17 protein-coding genes are annotated in these 21775 nt (G+C 58.1%); 6 read left to right on the forward strand and 11 right to left on the reverse strand.

Annotated elements, in window-relative coordinates:
- Positions 1-45: 45 nt before the first annotated feature.
- Complete coding sequence (locus ACMVPR_RS17930; protein WP_416883972.1) at positions 46-1068, forward strand: quaternary amine ABC transporter ATP-binding protein; 1023 nt, start codon at positions 46-48, stop codon at positions 1066-1068.
- Positions 1065-3041 carry an ABC transporter permease gene (locus tag ACMVPR_RS17935; protein ID WP_416883973.1) on the forward strand — a complete coding sequence of 659 codons (1977 nt, stop codon included), beginning with the start codon at positions 1065-1067 and terminating at the stop codon, positions 3039-3041. The genes ACMVPR_RS17930 and ACMVPR_RS17935 overlap by 4 nt, the downstream gene beginning before the upstream one ends.
- A gap of 94 nt (positions 3042-3135) precedes the next feature.
- Here the strand turns inward: ACMVPR_RS17935 and ACMVPR_RS17940 are convergent, their stop codons facing one another.
- Both ACMVPR_RS17940 and ACMVPR_RS17945 read right to left on the reverse strand, forming a co-directional pair.
- Positions 3136-3942 carry an MBL fold metallo-hydrolase gene (locus ACMVPR_RS17940; RefSeq protein ID WP_300585439.1) on the reverse strand — a complete coding sequence of 269 codons (807 nt, stop codon included), beginning with the start codon at positions 3940-3942 and terminating at the stop codon, positions 3136-3138.
- Between the two features lie 48 nt (positions 3943-3990).
- Positions 3991-4704, reverse strand: a complete 714-nt coding sequence (locus ACMVPR_RS17945) for a cyclic nucleotide-binding domain-containing protein (protein ID WP_416883974.1) — start codon at positions 4702-4704, stop codon at positions 3991-3993.
- Between the two features lie 708 nt (positions 4705-5412).
- On the opposite strand from ACMVPR_RS17945, the gene ACMVPR_RS17950 reads away from it, so the two are divergent.
- The gene (locus tag ACMVPR_RS17950; protein ID WP_416883975.1) at positions 5413-8385 is read left to right on the forward strand and encodes a Hint domain-containing protein; all 2973 of its coding nucleotides are present in this window, start codon (positions 5413-5415) and stop codon (positions 8383-8385) included.
- A gap of 106 nt (positions 8386-8491) precedes the next feature.
- On the opposite strand, the gene ACMVPR_RS17955 is transcribed toward ACMVPR_RS17950, so the two are convergent.
- Positions 8492-9784, reverse strand: coding sequence for a methyl-accepting chemotaxis protein (locus ACMVPR_RS17955; protein ID WP_416883976.1), 1293 nt, complete (start codon positions 9782-9784; stop codon positions 8492-8494).
- A gap of 111 nt (positions 9785-9895) precedes the next feature.
- Positions 9896-10789: a LysR family transcriptional regulator gene (locus ACMVPR_RS17960; protein WP_416883977.1), complete on the reverse strand. Its 894-nt coding sequence runs from the start codon at positions 10787-10789 to the stop codon at positions 9896-9898.
- Between the two features lie 105 nt (positions 10790-10894).
- Between ACMVPR_RS17960 and ACMVPR_RS17965 the strand changes: the two genes are divergently transcribed.
- The 3 genes from ACMVPR_RS17965 to ACMVPR_RS17975 are packed head-to-tail and all read left to right on the forward strand — an operon-like array spanning position 10895 to position 13848.
- Positions 10895-11920, forward strand: a complete 1026-nt coding sequence (locus ACMVPR_RS17965) for a D-cysteine desulfhydrase (RefSeq protein ID WP_416883978.1) — start codon at positions 10895-10897, stop codon at positions 11918-11920.
- Positions 11921-11926: 6 nt separating this feature from the next.
- Positions 11927-13129, forward strand: a complete 1203-nt coding sequence (locus ACMVPR_RS17970) for a DegT/DnrJ/EryC1/StrS family aminotransferase (protein ID WP_416883979.1) — start codon at positions 11927-11929, stop codon at positions 13127-13129.
- Positions 13129-13848, forward strand: a complete 720-nt coding sequence (locus ACMVPR_RS17975) for an aspartate/glutamate racemase family protein (protein WP_416883980.1) — start codon at positions 13129-13131, stop codon at positions 13846-13848. Before ACMVPR_RS17970 ends, ACMVPR_RS17975 begins: the two co-directional genes overlap by 1 nt.
- A 24-nt stretch (positions 13849-13872) precedes the next feature.
- Here ACMVPR_RS17975 and urtE read toward each other — a convergent pair whose 3' ends face one another.
- From urtE to ACMVPR_RS18010, 7 genes are all read right to left on the reverse strand, one after another.
- A complete protein-coding gene (gene urtE / locus ACMVPR_RS17980) occupies positions 13873-14568 on the reverse strand; it encodes an urea ABC transporter ATP-binding subunit UrtE (protein WP_416884682.1) in 696 nt (231 codons plus the stop codon).
- Position 14569: 1 nt separating this feature from the next.
- Positions 14570-15310: an urea ABC transporter ATP-binding protein UrtD gene (gene urtD, locus ACMVPR_RS17985; protein WP_300585458.1), complete on the reverse strand. Its 741-nt coding sequence runs from the start codon at positions 15308-15310 to the stop codon at positions 14570-14572.
- Positions 15307-16563, reverse strand: coding sequence for an urea ABC transporter permease subunit UrtC (gene urtC / locus ACMVPR_RS17990; protein WP_416883981.1), 1257 nt, complete (start codon positions 16561-16563; stop codon positions 15307-15309). The genes urtD and urtC overlap by 4 nt, the downstream gene beginning before the upstream one ends.
- A 96-nt stretch (positions 16564-16659) precedes the next feature.
- On the reverse strand, positions 16660-18618 hold the full coding sequence (gene urtB / locus ACMVPR_RS17995) for an urea ABC transporter permease subunit UrtB (protein WP_416883982.1): 1959 nt from the start codon (positions 18616-18618) through the stop codon (positions 16660-16662).
- 87 nt (positions 18619-18705) lie between these two features.
- Positions 18706-19992, reverse strand: coding sequence for an urea ABC transporter substrate-binding protein (gene urtA, locus ACMVPR_RS18000; protein WP_300585463.1), 1287 nt, complete (start codon positions 19990-19992; stop codon positions 18706-18708).
- 296 nt (positions 19993-20288) lie between these two features.
- A complete protein-coding gene (locus tag ACMVPR_RS18005) occupies positions 20289-20747 on the reverse strand; it encodes a hypothetical protein (protein ID WP_416883983.1) in 459 nt (152 codons plus the stop codon).
- A 103-nt stretch (positions 20748-20850) separates the two neighbouring features.
- Complete coding sequence (locus ACMVPR_RS18010; RefSeq protein WP_300585467.1) at positions 20851-21750, reverse strand: hydrogen peroxide-inducible genes activator; 900 nt, start codon at positions 21748-21750, stop codon at positions 20851-20853.
- Positions 21751-21775 lie beyond the last annotated feature (25 nt).

Raw genomic sequence — 21775 nt, forward strand, 5'->3', positions numbered from 1 at the left:
ATCCCCGTCCGGGTTCGGGCGGGGACACCTGCATGAAGGATTGCCATGACTGCCCATAAGCCCGTGATATCCTGTCAGAACGTTTGGAAGATCTTCGGACCAGACCCAAAGGCTTTCATCAAGAGCATGCCCGAGGGCATGAGCTATGACGAGATCAGGGCAGCAGGGTACATCGCCGGCGTAAAAAACGTCTCCATTGATGTCCACAAGGGCGAGATGCTGGTCATCATGGGGCTGTCCGGTTCCGGCAAGTCTACACTGGTGCGCTGTTTCTCTAGATTGCACGACATCACCGGCGGAACGATTACGGTCGAAGGTCAGGACATCATGTCCTTGTCCGAAAAAGACCTGATCGAACTGCGACGCTCCAAAATGGGGATGGTGTTCCAATCCTTCGGTTTGCTGCCGCACAGGACAGTTCTGGAGAACATTGCTTTCCCGCTAGAGATGCGCGGACAGGACAAACACACACGTCGCGAACGCGCGTTGGAAGTCATCAAGCTGGTCGGTCTTGAGGGGCGCGAAGACTATTTTCCACGCGAATTGTCCGGCGGACAACAGCAGCGCGTCGGCATCGCACGCAGCCTCGCCATTGAGCCGGATATCTGGTTCCTCGACGAACCGTTCAGCGCGCTTGACCCTTTGATCCGCAAGGAAATGCAGGACGAGTTCCTGCGCCTGCAGCAGATGTTGAACAAGACGATTGTCTTCATCACGCACGATTTTGACGAAGCGCTTCGCCTCGCCGATCGCATTGCGATCATGAAAGACGGCGCGGTGGAGCAATGCGACACACCGGATCAGATCGTTCTGAATCCAGCGACCGAATATGTCCGGAAATTTACCGAAGACATCGACAAAGCCCGCGTCGTGCATGCAGGGGTGTTGGCGCAGGCGCAAGCCTTCGGCGAAGGCGAACCGCAAGACGCGCGCACGACCGTTCATGATATGGCACGCATGTTGGTGAACGACAGCCGCGAGATGATCCCCGTCCAGCGGGACGGTGTTGTGATCGGCGCGATGTCCCGGAAACACGCGCTTGATGTTCTTCTGGGTGGCGCCTCATGACCGTCGCCACCACCACGCTCCCAACTCCACCGCGAACCTACAGCAACGCCCAGATCGCCCTTGCCTGTGTTGCCGTCGCCTGCGGCCTGACGATCCTGCAATATCTGGGTGTGCTCCCAGCGTGGCTGCACCGTTTGCCAGAGGCCATCATTCCGAATTTTGCAGGTGCGCTCGATACGATTTTCAACTTTGTCAAAGACGACCTTGGACTGCTGGCATTGACCCGGTTCCTGACCGAGGGACTTGAATGGTTGCTGGACTTTTCAGCGAACATTTTCTACGGAAAACGCCGTTTCCCGAATATTGGACCGGTCCCTTGGACCGCAATGGCGGCCATAGCCGCCGTGATAGGCTATTATCTGGGCGGGTGGCGGCTTGCTCTGCTCGGTGGCGGGACGATGGTGTGGACCGCGCTGATCGGTCAGTGGGAAATCGCCATGCAGACGATGTCGGTTCTGGCCATCGCGGCACCGCTCGCCTTTGTCATCGGCCTGTCCTTGGGAATCGCGGCGTGGAAATACGCTTGGGTCGACAAGGCAATCAAACCCATCCTGTCCGTTCTGCAGACCTTGCCCTTCTTCACCTATCTGTTGCCTGCAGTCATCTTCTTCAAAGTCGGCCCAACAGCCGGAGCCGTCGCCACGACAATTTACGCGATCCCGCCGATGATCCTGATGACGACGCTTGGGCTCAAGAAGGTCCCACCGGAAGTGGTTGAAGCCGGCAAGATGAGCGGCTGTACCAAGGCGCAGATGCTGCGCCATGTCTACATTCCTTCGGCACGCACCGAAATCCTTGTGGGTGTGAACCAGGTGATCATGCTCAGTCTTGCGATGGTCGTCCTGACCGCCTTTATCGGCATGCCGGGTCTTGGTGCCAAGCTGCTGGCGATGATGGGAAGTTTCAAATTGGGCCGGTCTTTCGAGATCGGCGTCACAATCGTTCTTCTTGCCGTGATGCTGGACCGGATGTCCAAGGCGTGGGTCATCAAACAACCCGTACACTTCGAGCGTGGCACACCGCTTTGGAAGAAGCACAGCATGCTCCTCCTTGGTCTCGGGCTTTTCATTGGCTTCACGCTGTTGTCGCTTGTCATCCCCTTCTTTGCCGAAGTGGGTCGGGGACAGGATTTCAGTCAGGGCAAGGAACTTGATAACTTGATCAAGGGCTTTCTTGATATCGAATGGGTCAAGGCAAGCACGGGCTTCATACGCGCATTTCTGAACGTTCAGGTGCTGATCCCATTCCGAAACTTCTTGCTCTCGATTCCAACGCCCGCCTTCATCTTGCTTGTCGCATCCTTTGCCTTGGCACTGGCCGGACGCCGGGAGGCGATCTTTGCGCTTGTGTTCTTCTCGCTGGTCGCGTTGTCGGGGTGGTGGGACAGAGCCATCATCACACTGTATTCCGTGATTTCCGCTGTGAGCCTTGCAGCCCTCATCGGCCTGCCCATCGGAATCCTCGCATCCCGATCCCAAAAGTGGTCGGAACGGGTGCTGCTGGTTTGTGATACGGCGCAGACTTTCCCAAGTTTCGTGTATCTGATCCCGGCCATCATGTTGTTCGGCATCACGGATGTGGCGGTCATTTTCTCGATCCTCGTTTTCGCAATGGTGCCGCTCACCCGATACACGATCGAGGGTTTGCGCAACGTGCCGGAAGAAATGACAGAAGCGGCGGACATGTCCGGCGCGACGCGGTTCCAGAAGCTATGGAGCGTTCAGTTGCCGCTTGCCCTTCCGACGATGGCCGTTGGCTTCAACCAGGCGATCATGTTCGCGTTCTTCATGGTAATCATCGCGGCGTTCATCGGCACGCAGGACCTTGGTCAAGAGCTTCAGCGCACGCTTGCCGGCACCGATCTTGGCAAGAATTTCGTCCTGGGGATTTGCGTTTCTCTTATGGCGCTGACCTTTGATCTCACGATCCTGAAATGGGCAGCAGACAAAAAGCGGTTGCTCGGGCTGGATTAAATCTGTGCGTTCAGTCCCGGCAACCGGCGGATCGGGTCGACGATGACTCGATCCGTCTTGCCGACATAGAAATCTTTGCTGCATGTCGGCAGAACTATAGCCAGAACGTCTGACCGTCTTTTCCGAGCTTCCCATTGGGGAACGTCGCACGCAGGTCCTGATCTGCCAGACCAAGTGTGTGATCATCGGCGAGATGGTGATGGTGGACGCCCAGCCACATTTTTGCATCCGCCGCGATCTCTCCGGCGGCGCGCCAGTGTGTATGTCCAAAGCTTTTGTGCGGCTCGTAATTCTGCGGTGTGAAGGTCGTTTCAACGATGCCAAGATCGGCATTGTTCATCCATGCGGTCAGTTCGGACATTTGATCTGCATCGCGGTGAGAAAAGTCGCCGGAATACACAATGTTCTTGCCCTTGTGACTTATGCGAAAGGCGGTGTTTCCACCCGGATGGCACAGTTCGAGACATTCGATCGTGGCGTCGCCGACATTGTGCACGGCCGCCTCTGAAAGGTCATGAAACGAGAGATCGGCCTGGATTGCGTTGATGTCGATTGGAAGGAAGGGCTGCGCAAACAATTGATGCATCATTTCCTCAACCGAATACGCGAGTACCTTTTCATCCGCGAAGAACCTGATCTTCACGCCCTTTTCGAACAACGGAGCGAAGAATGGCAAACCCATGACATGGTCGACGTGAAAATGGGTCAATGCGATGTCGATCTCTGTCGTTTCGTCCTGCAGCAGCTTCTGCCCAAGGGCAACAAGCCCGGTTCCCGCATCACAAATGAGGCTCTTGGACCCGTATGTCACCTCGTAACATGATGTTGCGCATCCGTATTCGGAAGTCAGAAGCCCCGACTTCGGAACGGACCCATGCACGCCCCAAAGTGTGACGCTCAATTCAGATTTGTCTTGTTCGATTTTTAGAACTCCCTTGCTTCCGGTACGTCAGGAATGGTCACCCAATTCCACCATGTTCAATGTTCTGACGTGTCTGCTCGTTGCCTCCAGCTTGAGCCGCATATCGCGGGAAAAGCTGTTCTGTATCACCGAGGCGATTCCTGCCTCGTTCTGGCTCAGCGCGCGCAATGCTTCGGCGTCTATGCAAAGCAGCCTTGCATTGCTGATGAGCCTGACAGTGGCTGTTGCAGGCCCGCCGCTCAGAACTGTCATTTCCCCGATGAAACTTCCCGGACCGCAGATCGCGATCTGCGTGTTGTTCAGCAAAACTTCGGCGCGACCTTCCTTCAAATAGATCAGATTGAAGTTTTTTTCGCCTTGCCGCGTCAGCTCGCCTCCGCGGTCGCCGTCAATCCAGATACCGATGTCGAGCACCTTGCGCGCAAGATGCAAGGGCAGCTCTGACAACTGCTCGGTGACGAATTCCATCTCTTCGTCGGTAAACCGAATGCGGCGATACAAGAGATACATCCGGCTCATTCCGAAAATCGAAATGAGGATCCAACTGACCTGAATCACAACCGACGCAGCGTTGAAGGCTGTGGTCAGGCTGACAAGAACAAGCGAAGCCGCAGACAAGTTCAGATATGTGTAAGCTTTTGAGTTCCCGCCGATATATCCGGCCTGCAACAAGAAATATGAGGCGAGATACAGGAAGGCGCCAAGCAAGCCGATGTACTTCAAGACTTCGTCGATTGGCATGCTGCCGACCCTGTCCAGGTGAGTTTTCAGAAAACCACTGAACCAAGTTTCGGCAGTTCGGTCTGTGACCTAATTCACAGAGGCATCCAAATAATACCGGCGCCACCGAGTCATTGACCTGCCGCGCCAAAATCGATTGTGAGCAGCACAACAGCCTGTGGCGCACATGCCGAATGGGGTTTTCGGCAACCCTCTAGGGAATAACGCCATGGCTTTCTAAGAAAACGGCCATTTGTGCCGTTTGTCAGAAGGTTACTCGTTGCGCACTTAGCATCAAAATACCCGAGGCAGTTCCGACTGAACGATATGCGAGACACAGACGAGAAGTTCCGCGGAGACTTGGCGGATGGCATTGCCGTCCGGCTCGTACGATTCCGGGATGTCCCTTTGGGAGACAGAACCAGTTCCTGTGTCACAGGAGTACTTGGCGATGCCGACGATTGGCATCGTGTTTGCGATCGGACTCGGCCGCTCGAACAGAGTCGACGTGTCGCAGAACATCGGAACGAAGGTGCCAGCGCCTCTTTCGGTCGACACACACACCGTCGGCCGCATCTGCCAGAGCGCCGCAGCATGCCGCTATCCCATGCGCGCCCAAGGTCAAATCCGGGGCTCAAAGCTGGGCACGGACCCAAAGAAATCGGGACGGCCATCCCTACGGATACATCCACAGTCAGCTTGAAATTCCCATTGGGTCAAAGGTGACACATGCCCAATATTTTTAACGTATTTTCACTGGGAACAGGTCCGTTCATTGACCCGACCGAAGGCAATGACAATGCCGAAAACGCGGGTGCGCTGGTCGGATTAACCTTTGGCGGGCCGGGCAGTCCGCTCTATGGCAACGTTCAGGAATTCAGCCCCGGATCCACTGGATGGAGCAGTGGCGACACAACCGGCTACGATCAAAACAACTTCAACGCCAACGACACGTTCAGACTTGATGGCGGCGCAGATCGGACCGTCGATGGTTTGTCCGTCTACAACGCCACGCTCACCTATATCGATGGCACCACGGCAACAATAACAGCAGTCGTCTTTCAGGACACCGCAGGCAACCTCTATCTCGCACCAGAGCTTGGGGCAGGTTCCGACCAAACCGCGTTGGAAGCCAAGGCTATCGAGTCCCTGACCCTGAACTCGATCTCCTCAACTTTTTCCAGCAGCTTGAACGCATCTCGCGCGGCGGGAAACTACGTCGTTCCGGATGGGACCGTGGATGGCACATCTGGCAATGATCTGATCAAAGCCGGCTTTGTCGACGCTCAGGGCGACGCCATCGATGGTTTTGACGGGCTCAACGATTCAGTTGTTACTGGCAGCGGCAATGACCAGATCGCCAGCGGCAAAGGCAATGACACGGTTGATGCCGGTGATGGCAACGATAACGTTGAAGGTGGCCAAGGCAATGATACTCTCTTCGGGGGATCGGGCGACGACGATATCGGCGGCGACGGACAGTGGTTAAACTCCGGAGACTACGCCTCTGGACCGGGTGTGGTCGCAACCAATCTGACAATCATCAACAGCGCGGACGGCCCGATCGAACTTTGGTGGATCGACGGGTCGGGTTTGCAGCAATTCTACGCCACGATCCAACCTGGCGAGACCTACGTTCAGCAGACTTTTGAAGACCATAACTGGCTTCTGAACGACGAGGATGGCTTCTATCTCGAAGTGATCGAAGGTGCGCCCAACCAGACGGTGGACTACGGCGCGAATGGCTTGAACGACAGTGTTGACGGTGGCATCGGCAATGACACTGTCCGCGGCCTGCTCGGCGATGACACCCTTGACGGAGGTGCTGGCAACGACACGATCATCGGTGGCTATGGCGACGATCTGCTGATTGGTGGCACCGGTCATGACAGTCTAGAGGGCGGTGCCGGCGCCGACTTCCTCAACGGTGACGATGGCGCGGATTTAATCTTCGGTGGCGACGGCAACGACACGATAGTCGGGGGCGGCAACACCAGCGGCACAGGTCCGGGCCAGGTGGTTCTTCTGAATTTTGAAGATGGGGCCAGCGGAACGGCTGCTGACGACACCGGAAACGGCAATATCGGGATCTACCAATCGGGCGCAGCTGCCGGTGGGACAGGTTGGGACGGAAGCGGTACCGCGGTTACGCTCGACGGAACTGACGATTATATCGAGATCCCCGATGATCCGAGCTTTCAACTGACCGAAGGCACGATCTCGATCCGCTTCAACGTTGATAACTTGGACGGGGACCAGACCCTTGTGTCGCGGGACAGCTCCGGTTTTGACGGCGGCGGCCACATCCATGTGTGGGTGCGGGATACCGGCGCCGTGCGGGTCCGGATGCAGGATACCGACACAAGCTACGAGTTTTCCTCGGGCAGCGGACTTGTGTCACCGGGATCATGGCACCACATGGCTTTGTCCTTTGGTGCCGATGGCGCACGGCTTTATCTCGATGGCGTTGAGGTTGCATCTGACGCCTATACCGGTGGGATCAGCGGAAATACCGAACCGTTCACACTTGGCGCGGGTCAGCAATTCTCGGGCGACAACATCGCCAACGCCTTGGCGACGTATTTTGATGGCCAGTTGGACGAGTTTGCCGTCTTTGACACCCAGCTGTCTGCGGCCTCCGTTGCCGCAATGAATACGGGCGGGGTTACAACGCTTGGCGGCGGAGACACCCTTTCAGGGGGCGCTGGCAATGACAGCATCGTTGGCGGTGCAAGCGACGATCTGATCGACGGCGGGGATGGCCGCGACACGCTCGAGGGTGGCGCAGGCGCGGATACGCTGACCGGTGGCGCGGATGCTGACGTCTTCCTCATCGATAACGGCGGTGATCTAATCACCGATTTTGACGCACTGACCGGCATCGGAAACGCCGATACGACAGACAATGATTTTGTCGACCTGACGGCCTTCTACAATGCGACCACACTGGCAAATTGGAACGCCAACAATCCAACGTCCCAGTACGGGGTTGCATTGGGTTGGCTGCGCGCGGACCAAGAAGATGGTGTTTTGGACCAAGCTGGCGGCCTTCAGCTGCAAAACGGCGGGTCCGCTGTCGCTGCCAGCGAATTAAACGCGGAAAATACAGGTGTCGTCTGCTTTGCAGCGGGAACGCTGATCTTGACACCGTGGGGCGAGGTCCCGATTGAAGCACTCTCCAAGGGAGACCTTGTCGTAACGCGCGATAATGGACCGAAGCCGATTGTCTGGATCGGAAAACGGCACGTGTCAGCGCAAGAGCTGGAGCGGAACCCAAGATTTAAGCCAATCTGGATATCGCAGAGCGTCACAGGGGGCGATGCCCCGATGATTGTCTCGCGCCAGCACGGATTATTGGTGCAACTCGAAGATGGGTCGGAAACGCTGGTGCGTGCGGGTCACTTGGCGCGGATGCGCGGCGGCAAGGCGCGTGTGATGGAGGGGTGCCGAAAAGTCACTTATTTCCACCTCATGTTCGAGGCGCATGAGATTCTTTACGCCAATGGTGGGCCTGCAGAAAGCTTCTATCCCGGCGCAAACGCGTTTGGAGCGCTGGCCAACTCTGCGCGGGAAGAAGTGCTGAGCCTGTTTCCAGGCCTTTATCCGTCACGTCCGGAAAATCTCTATGGGGATCGCGTCCGCCCGGTAGCCTGCTTTCGCGAATTGCCAGGCCATCTAACCGCATTGGCGCATGCCAGATAAGTAGAAGCCTGAGCCTACCTACGTACGCAAAAAAGAAGTGACAGGAACAGCCAATTTGGCTGCTCCTGTCATCTTCAAAAAAGGGGCGTGGTGTTTGAGCCGTTCGTTACCTGGTGATCTGGAAGGTCGAGACGTCGGACGCAAGGGAGTTCGCCGCCGCTTCCAGAGTCTTGCAGGTCGAGGTCGTCTCCGTGGCCATTTGCGCGTTTTCCTGCGTCATCTGCTCCATGTGGCCAACGGCTTCGCTGATCTGTGACAGCGCTGCGGACTGGGCGGTGATGCCTTCGGCAATTTTTCCGACGGATGTGCCCAGAGTTTCGATATCATGGAAGATCTCACTCAGGTCCGATCCTACGCGATTGGCGATTGCCACACCGTTGGAGACGTGTGTTTCACTTTCCGAGATCAAGCCACCGATTTCACGGGCGGATTCCGAACTGCGCTGCGCTAGCTGCCGGACTTCTGTTGCCACTACGGCAAACCCACGTCCGGCATTGCCGGCGCGCGCCGCTTCGATCGCTGCATTGAGGGCAAGCAGGTTCGTTTGAACGGCAATAGATTCGATTGTGCTGACGATCTTGGAGATGCGGCCCGAAGAATTCTGGATCAACACCATCGCTTGCATCATGTCTTCGACAAGCTTGCTGTTGCCGTCGGCTTTGCCGCGTGTTTCTGCGGCGGTTCTGTCAGCGCTTTGCGCCTCTTTCACGGCGCTGCGAACTGTCTCGTTGAGTTGTCCTAAAGCCTGAGCTGTTTGGCTCAGTGCCGACGCCTGTGACGCGCTGCGGTTGGACAGTTCTTCCGATGATGCGGTCAGTTGCCCTTCGATATGCTGCAAAGATCCGGTAACCGTCGACACACGCCCCAAAAGCGCGTTCCAGTCTTCGGTCGTGCGATTGTAGGCTTCGGCCACGATGGCGAGGTCAGGCACGTTGCCAACGTGAATACGATGGGTGAGGTTGCCACGGCGCAAATGCTCCAGGCCTTCGGCGATGCTCTGAATTGCTTCCTGCCGGGCGGTGATGTCGTTGGCAACTTTGACCACGCGAGTCACAGCGCCGTCCCGGTCGAAGACCGGCGCATATGTCGCCTGAATCCAGATCGTCCGACCGGTGCGCGTCACACGCGGGAATTGATCGGCAAACGTCTTCCCCGATTTGAGATCCCGCCAGAATTTGGCGTAGGCATCGCTGCGCGCATATTCCGGATCGACGAACATGCGGTGATGTTTGCCGACAACAGCATCTGCGGTGTATTCCAGCGCGCCGAGAAAGTTTGCATTCGCGTGCAGAATGACACCTTCCACCGTGAAGTGGATCACGGCCTGTGTGCGTTCGACCATCGAAAGAAGCGCAATCTGACCTTCGTCGATGTCGGCTTCGGTTGAAATATCAAGCATGGTTCAATCCCCTTTGGCTTGCTGACTCAACGGCAAGAAGCGTGCCAGTTTTAGGGAAAAACTTGCCGTAGTTCGGAATTGCGGTTTGGCAAGAAAATTTTTTGTTCGTAGTCACATTTCTCGAACGAGCCGCGACCAAGCATCAAGCGTCGCAAGGTTTGACGTGGTTGCCCAGCGCTGCGCGACGATGTCCATTTCGATACAACCAAGCGTATCTACGAGATTGGTCAGATCGCCGCGCGCAAGGTCCGGTTGCGCCAAGGCCGCGGGCACCCATGCGACGCCCAAGCCCGATTGCGACAACTGAAGCGCCGCAGTCGAAAGGCCGGTCTCCGTCACGACGCTCACGCTGCACTGCGCTTCGATCGGGGGAAGAATATGCCGGTTCAAAGCGGCCCCGAGGAACACATCCGCAGGATAGCCGATGATCCGCAATGCCCCGTCGTGAAACCGGGCGATAAGGTCTGCAGCATGGGCGCTGCCGCAGACCGGGATCAGGGTTTCTTCGCCGATCACCGCTTCAATAATAAAAGAGGCCGGTTCGGACGCGGGTTCCGATTTGATCCGGTAAGTCAGGGAAATTGCCGCTTGTCTGCGGATCAACAGGGTTTCGCACTCATCCCGGTTCGCTGACCGCAGTCTGATATGCGTCCGGCTGGGTTCGGCAACCGAGTTGATGATCTGCGTCCCCATCGACGTGGTGATCGCATGCTGGCTGGCGATCACAAGCTGCCGCAGGCCAGAGCTTTGTTCCTGTCGCATGTCGGACAGCAGAAGTCTCTGTTCAGCCGCCAGCTTTCGCAACTCCGCGTCGCGGTCACGCAGGACGGTGGAGGGTCCACTGGGCTTGACGCTGCGGTCAATGAGTTCGATCCCCAGAACCTCTTCAAGAGTTTTGATGCGGCGCGAAAAGGCAGGTTGTGTTACATTGCGCAGGCGAGCGGCGTCAGCCACGCCGCCACTGTCCAGAAGCGCCACAAGGTCTTCGATCCAGTCAATGCGCATTCCGAGCCTCTTTATGCATGTTCTGCATAATAGCTCCGGTTTTTCTATTTGACGAGGCTGGTTACATGCAGAATTGATACGGCTACCCAATCAAAGGACGTTCCGATGCACTTTTCCCGATTCCCTCGCGTAAACCTTGCTCATCTGCCCACCGCGCTCGAGCCGATGGACCGTCTTTCAGCCGAGCTGGGCGGGCCGCGTATCTGGATCAAACGCGACGATTGCACCGGCATGTCAACCGGCGGCAACAAGACCCGCAAGCTGGAATTCCTTATGGCCGAAGCGCAGGCGCAAGGTGCCGATCTGGTCATCACCCAGGGTGCCACGCAATCCAACCACGCACGTCAGACAGCCGCGTGTGCAGCCAAGCTGGGCATGGCCTGCCATATCCTGCTTGAGGATCGCACCGGGTCGAACGATCCGAACTACAATCTGAACGGTAACGTGTTCCTTGATTTCCTGCACGGTGCGACGGCGGAAAAGCGTCCTGGCTCGGGTCTCGACATGAACGCCGAGATGGAAGCGGTGGCTGAGAAATTCCGCGCCGAGGGCCGTAATGTCTACACCATCCCCGGTGGTGGGTCGAACCCGACCGGCGCTCTCGGCTATGCCAATGCCGCGATGGAGCTTGTGACACAGGCCAACAACATGGGTCTCAAGATCGACCGCATCGTTCATGCCACCGGAAGCGCCGGCACACAGGCGGGGCTGATCGTCGGTCTGAAAGCCATCAACGCCAATATCCCGCTCCTTGGCATCGGCGTGCGCGCGCCCAAGCCCAAGCAGGAAGAGAATGTCTATAACCTCGCCGTCAAGACGGCTGAAAAGCTGGGTTGCCCCGGTGTGGTCAAGCGCGAGGACGTCGAGGCGAACACCGATTACGTCGGCGAAGGTTACGGCATCCCAACCAAGGAAGGGCTTGCCGCGATCGAGATGTTCGCCCGCCTTGAAGGCATCCTGCTCGATCCGGTCTATTCCGGCAAAGGCGCTGCGGGTCTGATCGACCTCATCCGCAAAGGCGCGTTCAAGGGCAACGAGAACATCGTCTTTGTCCACACCGGCGGTGGCGTGGCGCTCTTCGGCTACACGGCAGCGTTCGACTACGACGCGCCGACCATGGCCGCCGAGTAATCACACATGCAGCCGTTCACGGGCAGTTTCACCCAGCAGGAGCCGATCGCAGAAGACGCGATTGGGGCGGCTGTTGAGGTGCTGCGCAGTGGGCGGCTGCATCGCTACAACACGGTTGGTAACGAGCTTGGTCCTGTGGCCGAGCTTGAAAAGGCATATGCCGCCTACCAGGGCTCGACCTATTGCCTTGCCTGCACCTCGGGTGGGTACGCGATGTCCACCGCCCTGCGGGCGCTCGGTGTCGGCGTGGGCGACCGCGTGCTCACCAATGCCTTTACGCTGGCCCCCGTTCCCGGCGCAATTGCTGCAGTCGGCGCAGACGCGGTTCTGGTCGAGATCACACCTGATCTGATCATTGATCTGGACGATCTGGAGGCCAAGATCCGGGCAACTGCCCCCAAAGCCATGCTCCTGTCCAACATGCGCGGGCACCTCTGCGATATGGACGCATTGATGGCGGTTTTGAACCGTCATGGTGTGCCTCTGATCGAAGACTGCGCCCACACCATGGGCGCGTCATGGAACGGCCGCAAATCCGGCAGCTTCGGCATCGCCGGATGTTTCTCGACCCAGACCTACAAGCATATGAACAGCGGCGAAGGCGGGTTCCTCACATCGAATGATCCTGAATTCATGGCCCGCGCGATCATGCTGTCCGGATCCTATATGCTCTATGATCGGCACGGCGCTGGTCCGTCTCCAGACGTGTTCAAAGACATTCGGCTGGATACACCGAACATGTCGGGCAGGATGGACAACCTGCGCGCGGCAATCCTGCTGCCGCAATTGGCCACGTTAGAGACGAATATCGACCGTTGGAACGACAGGCATGACCTGATCGCCAATCGCCTGCGCGCCGTCGCGGGTGTCTACGTTCCCAACCGTCCACCGCAAGAACGCTATGTCGGGTCGTCGTTCCAGTTCCTCATGCCTGACGCCAGTGCCGAAACGGTGCAGCAAGTGGTCGCCGGGGCCAAGGCGCTGGGCGTCGAACTCAAATGGTTCGGTGCCGCAAGCCCGGTCGGCTTTACCTCGAACCACCAAAGCTGGCGCTACGTGACACCCCAGGACTTGCCCCGAACCGACGCAATCCTTGCCGGTCTTCTGGACATGCGCATCCCGCTGACCTTCAGCCTTGAGGATTGCGCCCATGTCGCGGACATCATCGTGCATGCGGTCGGTCAAGACCTTGAAAAAGGAGCAGCCTGATGCGAAAAATCGGTGTTCTGGGCGGCATGGGGCCAGAGGCGACGATCTACTTCATGCAGCAGATCGTGGATGCGGTTCAGGCGCATGACGATGCGGACCATATTCCGCTGCTTGTCGACAACAACACGCAGGTGCCGTCCCGCATCAAGGCCATCCTCGAAGGGGGCGGCGAAGATCCGGGTCCGGTTCTCGAACAGATGGCGAAAGGCCTGGTTGGTGCCGGGGCTGAAGCCTTGGTGATGCCGTGCAATACCGCGCATTATTATGCCGACCGCGTGGCTGCGGCGACGGACAGGCCTTTTCTGAACATGGTCGAAATGTCCTGCGCCGAAGCCGCGCGGCTCGCTCCGGGCGGGAACGTGGGTATTCTTGGATCCCCGGCGCTTCAACGCGTCGGTGTCTTTGAAAAAGCTTTGTCCGATTTCGGTCTCAGCCCGGTTTATGCGCGGGATCATGGCCGCTTGCTTGCGACGATCCGCGCGATCAAGGCTCAGGGTGCATCCGAATTCGCGGCGCATACCCTGACCGATGTCGCGGCCGATATGGTGGCGGACGGCGCGCATGTCATCTGCATCTGTTGCACGGAATTCTCGCTCATGTCCAAAAGCATCGAGGCGACTGTGCCGGTTTTTGACGCGATGCAGGTGTTGGTCGATGCAGCGGTCGATTTCGCAAGGTCCGATGAGGATGTTCCGCAATCGGCAAACGCCGTATCCTGACCGGACACCACGCCGCCTCTCACATCAGACCGACACGCCCGCCAGAAGCGCATCGCGATCCAGATCCGCTTTCGGCCCGCTCATCTTCACCGCACCGCGCTCCAGCACGTAAAACCGGTCGCCAAGGTCGTAGGCAAAGCTGAAATACTGCTCGACCAGCACAATCGCCATATCCGCCTGTTCACGCAGCAGTGCAATCACCCGGCCAATCTGCTGAATGATGTTGGGCTGGATGCCTTCGGTCGGCTCGTCCAGCAGCAAGAGCTTCGGCTTGGTGATCAGAGCCCGCGCGATGGCCAATTGCTGCTGCTGCCCACCGGACAGGTCACCGCCCCGCCGGTGCAGGAAATCCTTGAGGATCGGAAACAGCTCAAAGATATGGTCGGGGATGTGATGCTCCGACTTGGGCAGACAGGCAAACCCTGTCTCAAGGTTTTCGCGCACTGTCAGGAGGGGAAAGATATCCCGGCCCTGCGGAACATAGGCCACGCCCTTCTGCGCCAGCGCATGCGCCGTGGCGGATTTGACGACTTCCCCATTCAGCGACATCGTCCCGCCGGAATAAGCATGCGTGCCTGAAATGGCTTTCAACAGCGATGTCTTGCCGACCCCATTGGTGCCCATCACACATGTGATCTCGCCCTTGGCCGCGGCCATGTCGATCCCGTTAAGGATCTGGCTGCCGCCATAATGCAGCGTGAGACCTTTGGTCTGGAGGATTTCATCGGCCAAGATACACCTCGATCACCTGTTCGTTCTTTGTCACGTGGTCCAAAGAGCCTTCGGCCAGCACCGACCCTTCGTGCAGCACCGTCACCTTGCAGTTCAGCCGCCGCACGAATTCCATGTCATGCTCCACCACAACAACGGCTCGGGTCTTTGCCGCCTCGCGCAGGATGTCCGTGGTGTGTTCGCGTTCCGCCGGCGTCATGCCCGCCGCCGGTTCATCGACGAGCAACAGGCGCGGATCCTGCGCCAACAGCATCCCGATCTCGAGCCACTGTTTCTGCCCGTGGCTCAACTCTCCCGACTTGCGGTGCAGCGAGCCGGACAGGCCGATCTGCTCTGCCAGTTGGGCCACCTTGTCGTTGTCTTCGCTCGAAGGTTTGAAGAACAGCACGGCCAATGGCCCGCGCGTCTTCTTGAGCGCCATCATCAGGTTGTCGAATACGCTCTGATCCTCGAATACAGTGGGGCGCTGGAACTTCCGGCCCACCCCGGCCTGCGCGATCTTGCTCTCCGACATCTTGAGAAGTGAAAGGCTTTTGTCGCCATAGATCACGCGGCCTTCATCGGGCTTCGTCTTGCCAGTGATGATGTCCATGAACGTGGTCTTGCCCGCGCCATTCGGCCCGATCACCGCGCGCAATTCACGTTCGGCAATCTGGAAGGACAGGTTGTTGATTGCCTTGAACCCGTCGAACGACACCGACACGCCCGAAACCTCGAGAAGAGTGCTCATTTCTCGGCCTCCTGTTCGCGCAAGGACCCTTGGTCTGTGCCCAGCGATGCACCGTGGCGGTTCGGACTTTTGCGATCTGTGATCAGATCAATCAGCCCACCGATACCTTTGGGCGCGTAAAGCGTCACGCAGACAAAGCTCAGACCCAGAAGAACCGTCCACCAATCCACCCAACTGATCGTATAGAACCCGAGGTTGATGTCGGGTGCTTGCCCGCCGGTGAACCAAGTGGAGACAAGCGATACAAACGCCGCACCAATGACCGCGCCATACAGCCTGCCGCGCCCGCCAATGGCGACCCAGACCGCCAGATAGATCGACGCGATGGGCGCAATCTCTGCGGGGTTGATGATGCCCGCCTGCGGATAATAAAGCGCCCCAGCAATGCCCGCGATTACGGCGGTCAGGGTGAAGATCACCAGCTTGAACGCCTCAACCGGGTAGCCAAGAAAGCGCACGCGCGCCTCGTCATCGCGGATGGCGCGGATGACCGACCCGAACTTTCCCGACACGATCCACGCGCAGAGCACATACCCAAGGCCAAGCGCCAGCGCAGAGGCCCAGAAGAACCACAGCGACACGGTTGCCTGAGGCAGGTCATCCAATCCCGGCAGGTTCTGCAATCCCGACAATCCATTGTTGCCCCGCAACCCGCTGTCATTCTGGAACAGGTGCAGCGACAGCGCGAGGGTCATCGCCTGTGTCAGGATCGAAAGGTAGACGCCCGTGACCCGGCTGCGGAACGCCAGCCAACCGAACACCAACGCCAGCAAGCCCGGTACAATGACAACAGCGGCGAGTTGCAGCGGCAGCGAATGCGCAAAGGCCCAGATCGGCGGGAACTCGGACGATCCGACAACGCCGAAGATCTGCGTGGCGATGCCGTTGGACACTTCCTCGGGTGTTGGCGGCAACTCGGCTGCAGCAAGGCTTTCCAGAACGATGATCTCGGTCCGGGCGTACATCAGCCACATACCAATGGCGTATCCGCCTAGCCCGAAGAACGCCATGTGCCCCAGCGACAGAATCCCGCAATAGCCCCAGACAAGATCCATCGCCAAGGCGACAAGGCAGAGGCAAAGCGTCTTTCCCAAGGTCTTGATGAACGAGGTCGAGATCACCCCGATCCCAAATCCCTCGGACAGGATCGTCACACCGACGGTAAACAGCGCGAGGATGGCGAGAAAGATCATCACCGACGGAAAGCGCAGTGCAAAGGGCTGTCGTCTTTGTCCGATTGCAACGTCACTCATGCGATCAACCCTGCTTCTTCTTTTTGAAAATATGCCGGGGGTGTGGGGGCAGAACCCCCACGCGGGTCGGTGCTGAAAGCAACGAAACAAACATGATCACGCCTCCGCCGCGCGGCCCTTGAGGGCGATGATGCCCTTTGGCCGGAACTGGATGAAGAGGATGATGAACAGGATCATGTAGGTCTGCGCCGCCAGCGTGTTGGACGGGTTGAACCACTCGATCCCTTTTTGCAGAAAGCCGACCATGGTTGCGCCAAGCAGCGTGCCCCAGATGTTGCCGACACCGCCTACAACGACCGTCATGAAGCTCTGCACGATGTAGTCGCTGCCCATCTCGGACGTGACCTTGGCGTAAAGCCCAATCGCAACCCCTGCGATGCCCGCGATGCCCGACCCAAAACCGAAGGTCAGCATGTTGATCTTGTCAGGCTTGATCCCCATCGACGCCGCCATGCGCGGGTTTTGCGTGACTGCCCGCACCTCGAGCCCCAGCCGTGTGCGGTTCATCACGAAGAGGAACAGCGCAAGGAACAGAAGCGCCAGCACGAAGATCGCGATGCGGATATAGCTGATCGACACGATGTCATTGATCACCAGTGACCCGTCCAGCCAACCGGGCGCTGTCAGAGGCCGGGCCTGTGTGCCAAAGATGTTCTTGGCGATCTGCTGCAAAGCGATGGAAATGCCGAAGGTCGCCAACAGCGTTTCCAGCGGACGATGGTAAAGCCATCGGATCACCAGACGTTCCATCGCGACCCCCGCACCGAAGGTCACGGCAAAGGCCAGCGGGATCGCGACCAGAATGGACAGCGTGTAGTCAGGGATGAAGAGCTGCACGACATAACCCGTATAGGCACCCATCATGATGAACTCGCCATGCGCCATGTTGATGACGCCCATCACGCCAAAGGTGATGGCAAGGCCGATGGCGGCGAGGAAATAGATCGACGCCAATGACAGCGCGTCCAGCGACAGATCGAACATCTGGTTGATCGCGACCTTGTTCTCGATAGCGGCCAGCGCGGCTTGCGCGGCGAACACCACTTCGGGCGGCGCGCCGACATAGCGTTCGAAGAACACGTGGTTGGCAAGACGCTGATCGACCTCGGCTTCGGTCGCAACAGCTGTCACCGTGCCCTGTTCCGCCAGCGCCGCATAGGCCATGTCACGGGCCTCCTGGCTGTTCAATGTGGCCACCTGAATGCCCGCAACCTGACCATTGGCGATATTCGCGATCAGCGCGTTCCGCTGGTCCTCGACGCTGATACGCGGCTTGGCGAGATTGGCTGCGACCAGCAGCGCGTAAGCATCATCGCGGCTCAGCGAGGCGGAACCGGGTTCAAGCACGCGCCCAATATCGGCATCTGCAGGCAACGCTTCGGCGGCTTCAACGCGCACCGCCAAAAGCGGGTTCAACGCGGCCCGCACATCGACGCCCAGATCACCGTCAAAACTCTGGATCGCCTCGATCCGTTCGGCGTCCGTCGCGCCATAGGCGATGGTCAGCAGCCGTTCCAACCGCTGCTTACGGGCGAGGATCAGTGCGTCGGGCTCTTTCGGAAGACTCGCCCGCAGGGCGGCAAGATGGCTTTCCTCGGCCCCGCGTTCAATCGCGTCCAAAGCGCGCTGGCGGGTGTCCGGGTTGGGATCGCTGAGCTGGAATTGGACAAGTGCGGTGCCAATCAAACCCCGAATGCCGGAGTTCGGCTTGAGCTGGTCAAACCCGTCATCCGGAACTTCCGCAATCTCGCTGCCATCGGCAAAGTCAAAGATGCGCAGCGTGTCGCGATCCACTTCCTCGGCGTAGACGAAAAGCCCTGTCTCTTTGTTCACCCACATCTCGCGGGTTTGCCACTTGTCCAGGACGACCTGCGCTTCGGGCATGCCGCTGTTGGCCAGCGCATCAATGGCCGGTCCAATAGAGCGGCGCGAGCTTTCGATGATGAGATCGCTCTGGGATTGAAGCAATTGCTGGATGGGGGCGTCCGCTTGCTGGGCAGAAGTCGGAAGGGCCAGCGTCAGACAAGCAAGGAAAGTGGCGACAAAGCGCAGCATCTGGAAATCCGTCGTCAATGGAACGCGCGAACGCGTACCTTGCGGGAAAGGGTAGGGTGCGTGGTTTCCCACGCACCGCTCAGTGGCTTAGTAGTTCGACTTGATCTGTACGCAGGTCGACGTTGCGGTGTTGTACATACCGCAGCCAAGGTCTTTCCAATCCGACTTGAGCACTGCCGATTCCGGCAGGAAGTCGGTCCAGGCATCACCCGGCACCGGATCGGTCTGGCTGATGATGTCGAACTGACCGTCCGCCTGAATTTCGCCGATCAGAACCGGCTTGGTCAGGTGGTGGTTCGGGAGCATGACAGCAGTGCCGCCAGTCAGGTTCGGGAATTCCTGACCGTACATCGCAGTACGGACTGCATCCACATCCGTGGTGCCAGCCGCTGTGGCCGCATTCACCCACATGTTGAAGCCAATGTAGTGTGCTTCCATCGGGTCGTTGGTGACGCGATCATCACCCATGCGGGCTTTCCAGGCGGCAACCCACTCTTCGTTTGCGGGTGTGTCGGCGGACTGGAAGTAGTTCCAGGCAGCAAGGTGACCGACGAGGTTCGTGGTATCGAGACCGGAGAGCTCTTCTTCACCGACCGAGAACGCGACAACGGGGATGTCGTCCGCAGAGATACCTGCAGCCGCCAGTTCCTTGTAGAAGCCGATATTGGCGTCGCCGTTGATGGTCGAGATCACGCCGACCTTCTTGCCGTCTGCTCCAAGCGCCACAACGTCAGCCACGATCTTGGACCAGTCGGAATGACCGAAGGGCGTGTAGTTCACGAAGATGTCTTCTTCCGCGATGCCCTTGTCCTTCAGGTAGGCCTCGAGAATGTTGTTCGTGGTGCGCGGGTAGACGTAGTCGGTGCCCAGAAGCGCGAACTTCTCGACGCCAAGCTCTTCAAGGAAGTAATCGGTAGCGGGGATCGCCTGCTGGTTTGGCGCGGCACCGGTGTAGAACACGTTCTTGGAGCTTTCTTCGCCTTCATACTGAACCGGGTAGAACATCAGACCGTTGAGTTCTTCCAGAACCGGCAGTGCCGATTTCCGCGAAACGGAAGTCCATGAGCCAAAGATCACGTCCACGTTCTGGACCGTCAGAAGCTCGCGCGCCTTTTCGGCAAAGAGCGGCCAGTCAGAAGCCGGGTCAACCACAACGGCTTCAAGCTGACAGCCCAGAAGACCACCCTTTTCGTTCTGGATATCCACCAGCATTTCCATCGTGTCTTTCAACGTGGTCTCGGAGATGGCCATCGTGCCGGACAGCGAATGCAGTACACCCACCTTGATCGGGCAGCTGACATCCTGTGCGAATGCGGGAAGGGTGGAAACCAGAAGCGCGGCAGCCGCTGTAGTGCTGAGAAATTTCATCGACATTATGCAAACGTCCTTTGTACGTTTTGCGCCGCGAAGGTTGCCATAAGTAGTGCAAGGCCCCAGATATCGCAAACGCAAGTCTATTGCGGAGTGCGGTGGGGCCTGGAGTTGAACGGCCGGCTCCATCGCACGTGATCAACTGATGTTGCGCATCAGCCGCCGGTATCTAGGCCGCAGATTTTCATCGCAGGAAATGGGCCGTTAACCGGGATAGCGATCCTCGGATCAAACGCACAAGTTTTACGCGCTTTTTTGGCTTCGTCTGATTTTTGAGCAACTAGGCGTATGGGGAGGCGCTATTGCGAGGCCTGCCACGTCCCCTGATTCACGGATTCGATCTCGGAAACGTGGGTGCTGTCTGCCATGGCAACGCTTTCGGGGGCTGGTTCCAACAGGATCGTTCCACACTGGCTCAATTCCTGTTTTGCCCTTTTTTCAGCCCATGCCGCCCGCCGATCATCCTTGGAAAACGCCGCTTGGGTCAAAAGAGTGGCATGTGCCATCTTGGCGTCGATCCGATTGGACAGGATCCGAGTCGCGGTATCGGGTGTGACCAGCGCATCGAGAATATCCTCCATATGCGCCCGCTGTGTTTCGATCTGCTCGGTCGGTTGGTCAGACAGCAACCAGTGGTGTTCGATCTGGGCCGACAGCCGTCCCACACAATCGGTCACCCGGCGCAAAAGGTCTTCGTCAGGCTTCGCCGCCGTGGCCGCGAGACAGGTGAAACAGGAGGCATATCCAAGAGTTTTCAAAGCGCCCATATTTTGAGCGTGTCGCACGATTTTCCATCGCGCAAGTTAACCTGTGGGCCAAATATGCTTTTTTGGTTTGTGAGTCATTAATGCCGCAGGGGCTTTACGGCCTGTTCCGCTGCCCCAGCCCCCGCACGATTGCGCCGACATTCATGAGCTGATCAGCAAGCGGATTTGATTTGCGCCAGACCATCCCGATCGTGCGATTGGGTTTTGGCGGATCAAACGTCACGACCGACACCTTGGCGTTTCGCGTTTCAAGCGCGATCGCCATTTCTGGGATCAAAGTCACCCCCATACCCGCCCCAACCATCTGCACCAGCGTGGAAAGGGAACTGCCTTCCATCAGTTGGCGCGGTTGGGTCTTGGTGATCTCGCAGAACGACAAAGCCTGATCCCGAAAACAATGACCTTCTTCCAAAAGAAGAAGCCGCATTGTCTTGAGCATGTCGGGGCTGGGTACGGGTTTGCCGTCGTCCTTGCGAGACCGCACTAGAACGAAGTCTTCCTGAAACAGCGCGAATTCCCGCAGCGCGGGTTCCGAGATCGGCAGAGCGACGATCGCCGCATCCAGACGTGACTCAAGCAAATCCGTGACCAGCGACTTGGTGACCGATTCCCGCAGTTCCAGATCGATGTCAGGGAAACGCTCTGTCAAAGCCGTGATCGTATCCGGCAAGAGATACGGCGCGACAGTGGGAATGACACCAAGGCGAAAGCGTCCGGCAAACGGCCCTTGGGAGACGCGCATCAGGTCTTCCAGTTCGTCAATGCCCAACAAGACCTGCCGCGCCTTGATGACAAAATCCTCACCGATTGACGTCAGTCGCACTTCCCGGGCACCGCGTTCGACCAACGCAGCCCCGGCCATGTTCTCAAGCTCCTTGATCTGCAACGACAAGGCGGGTTGCGAGATCGAACAGGCTTCCGCTGCGCGCCCAAAATGTCGATGCCGGGCCAGCGCATCGAAATATCTCAGTTGTTTTATGGTCAATCCTATCATTTGAAAAACTTATCACGTCTTTTTG

This window comes from Marivita sp. (assembly GCF_048006345.1).
GTDB lineage: Bacteria > Pseudomonadota > Alphaproteobacteria > Rhodobacterales > Rhodobacteraceae > Marivita.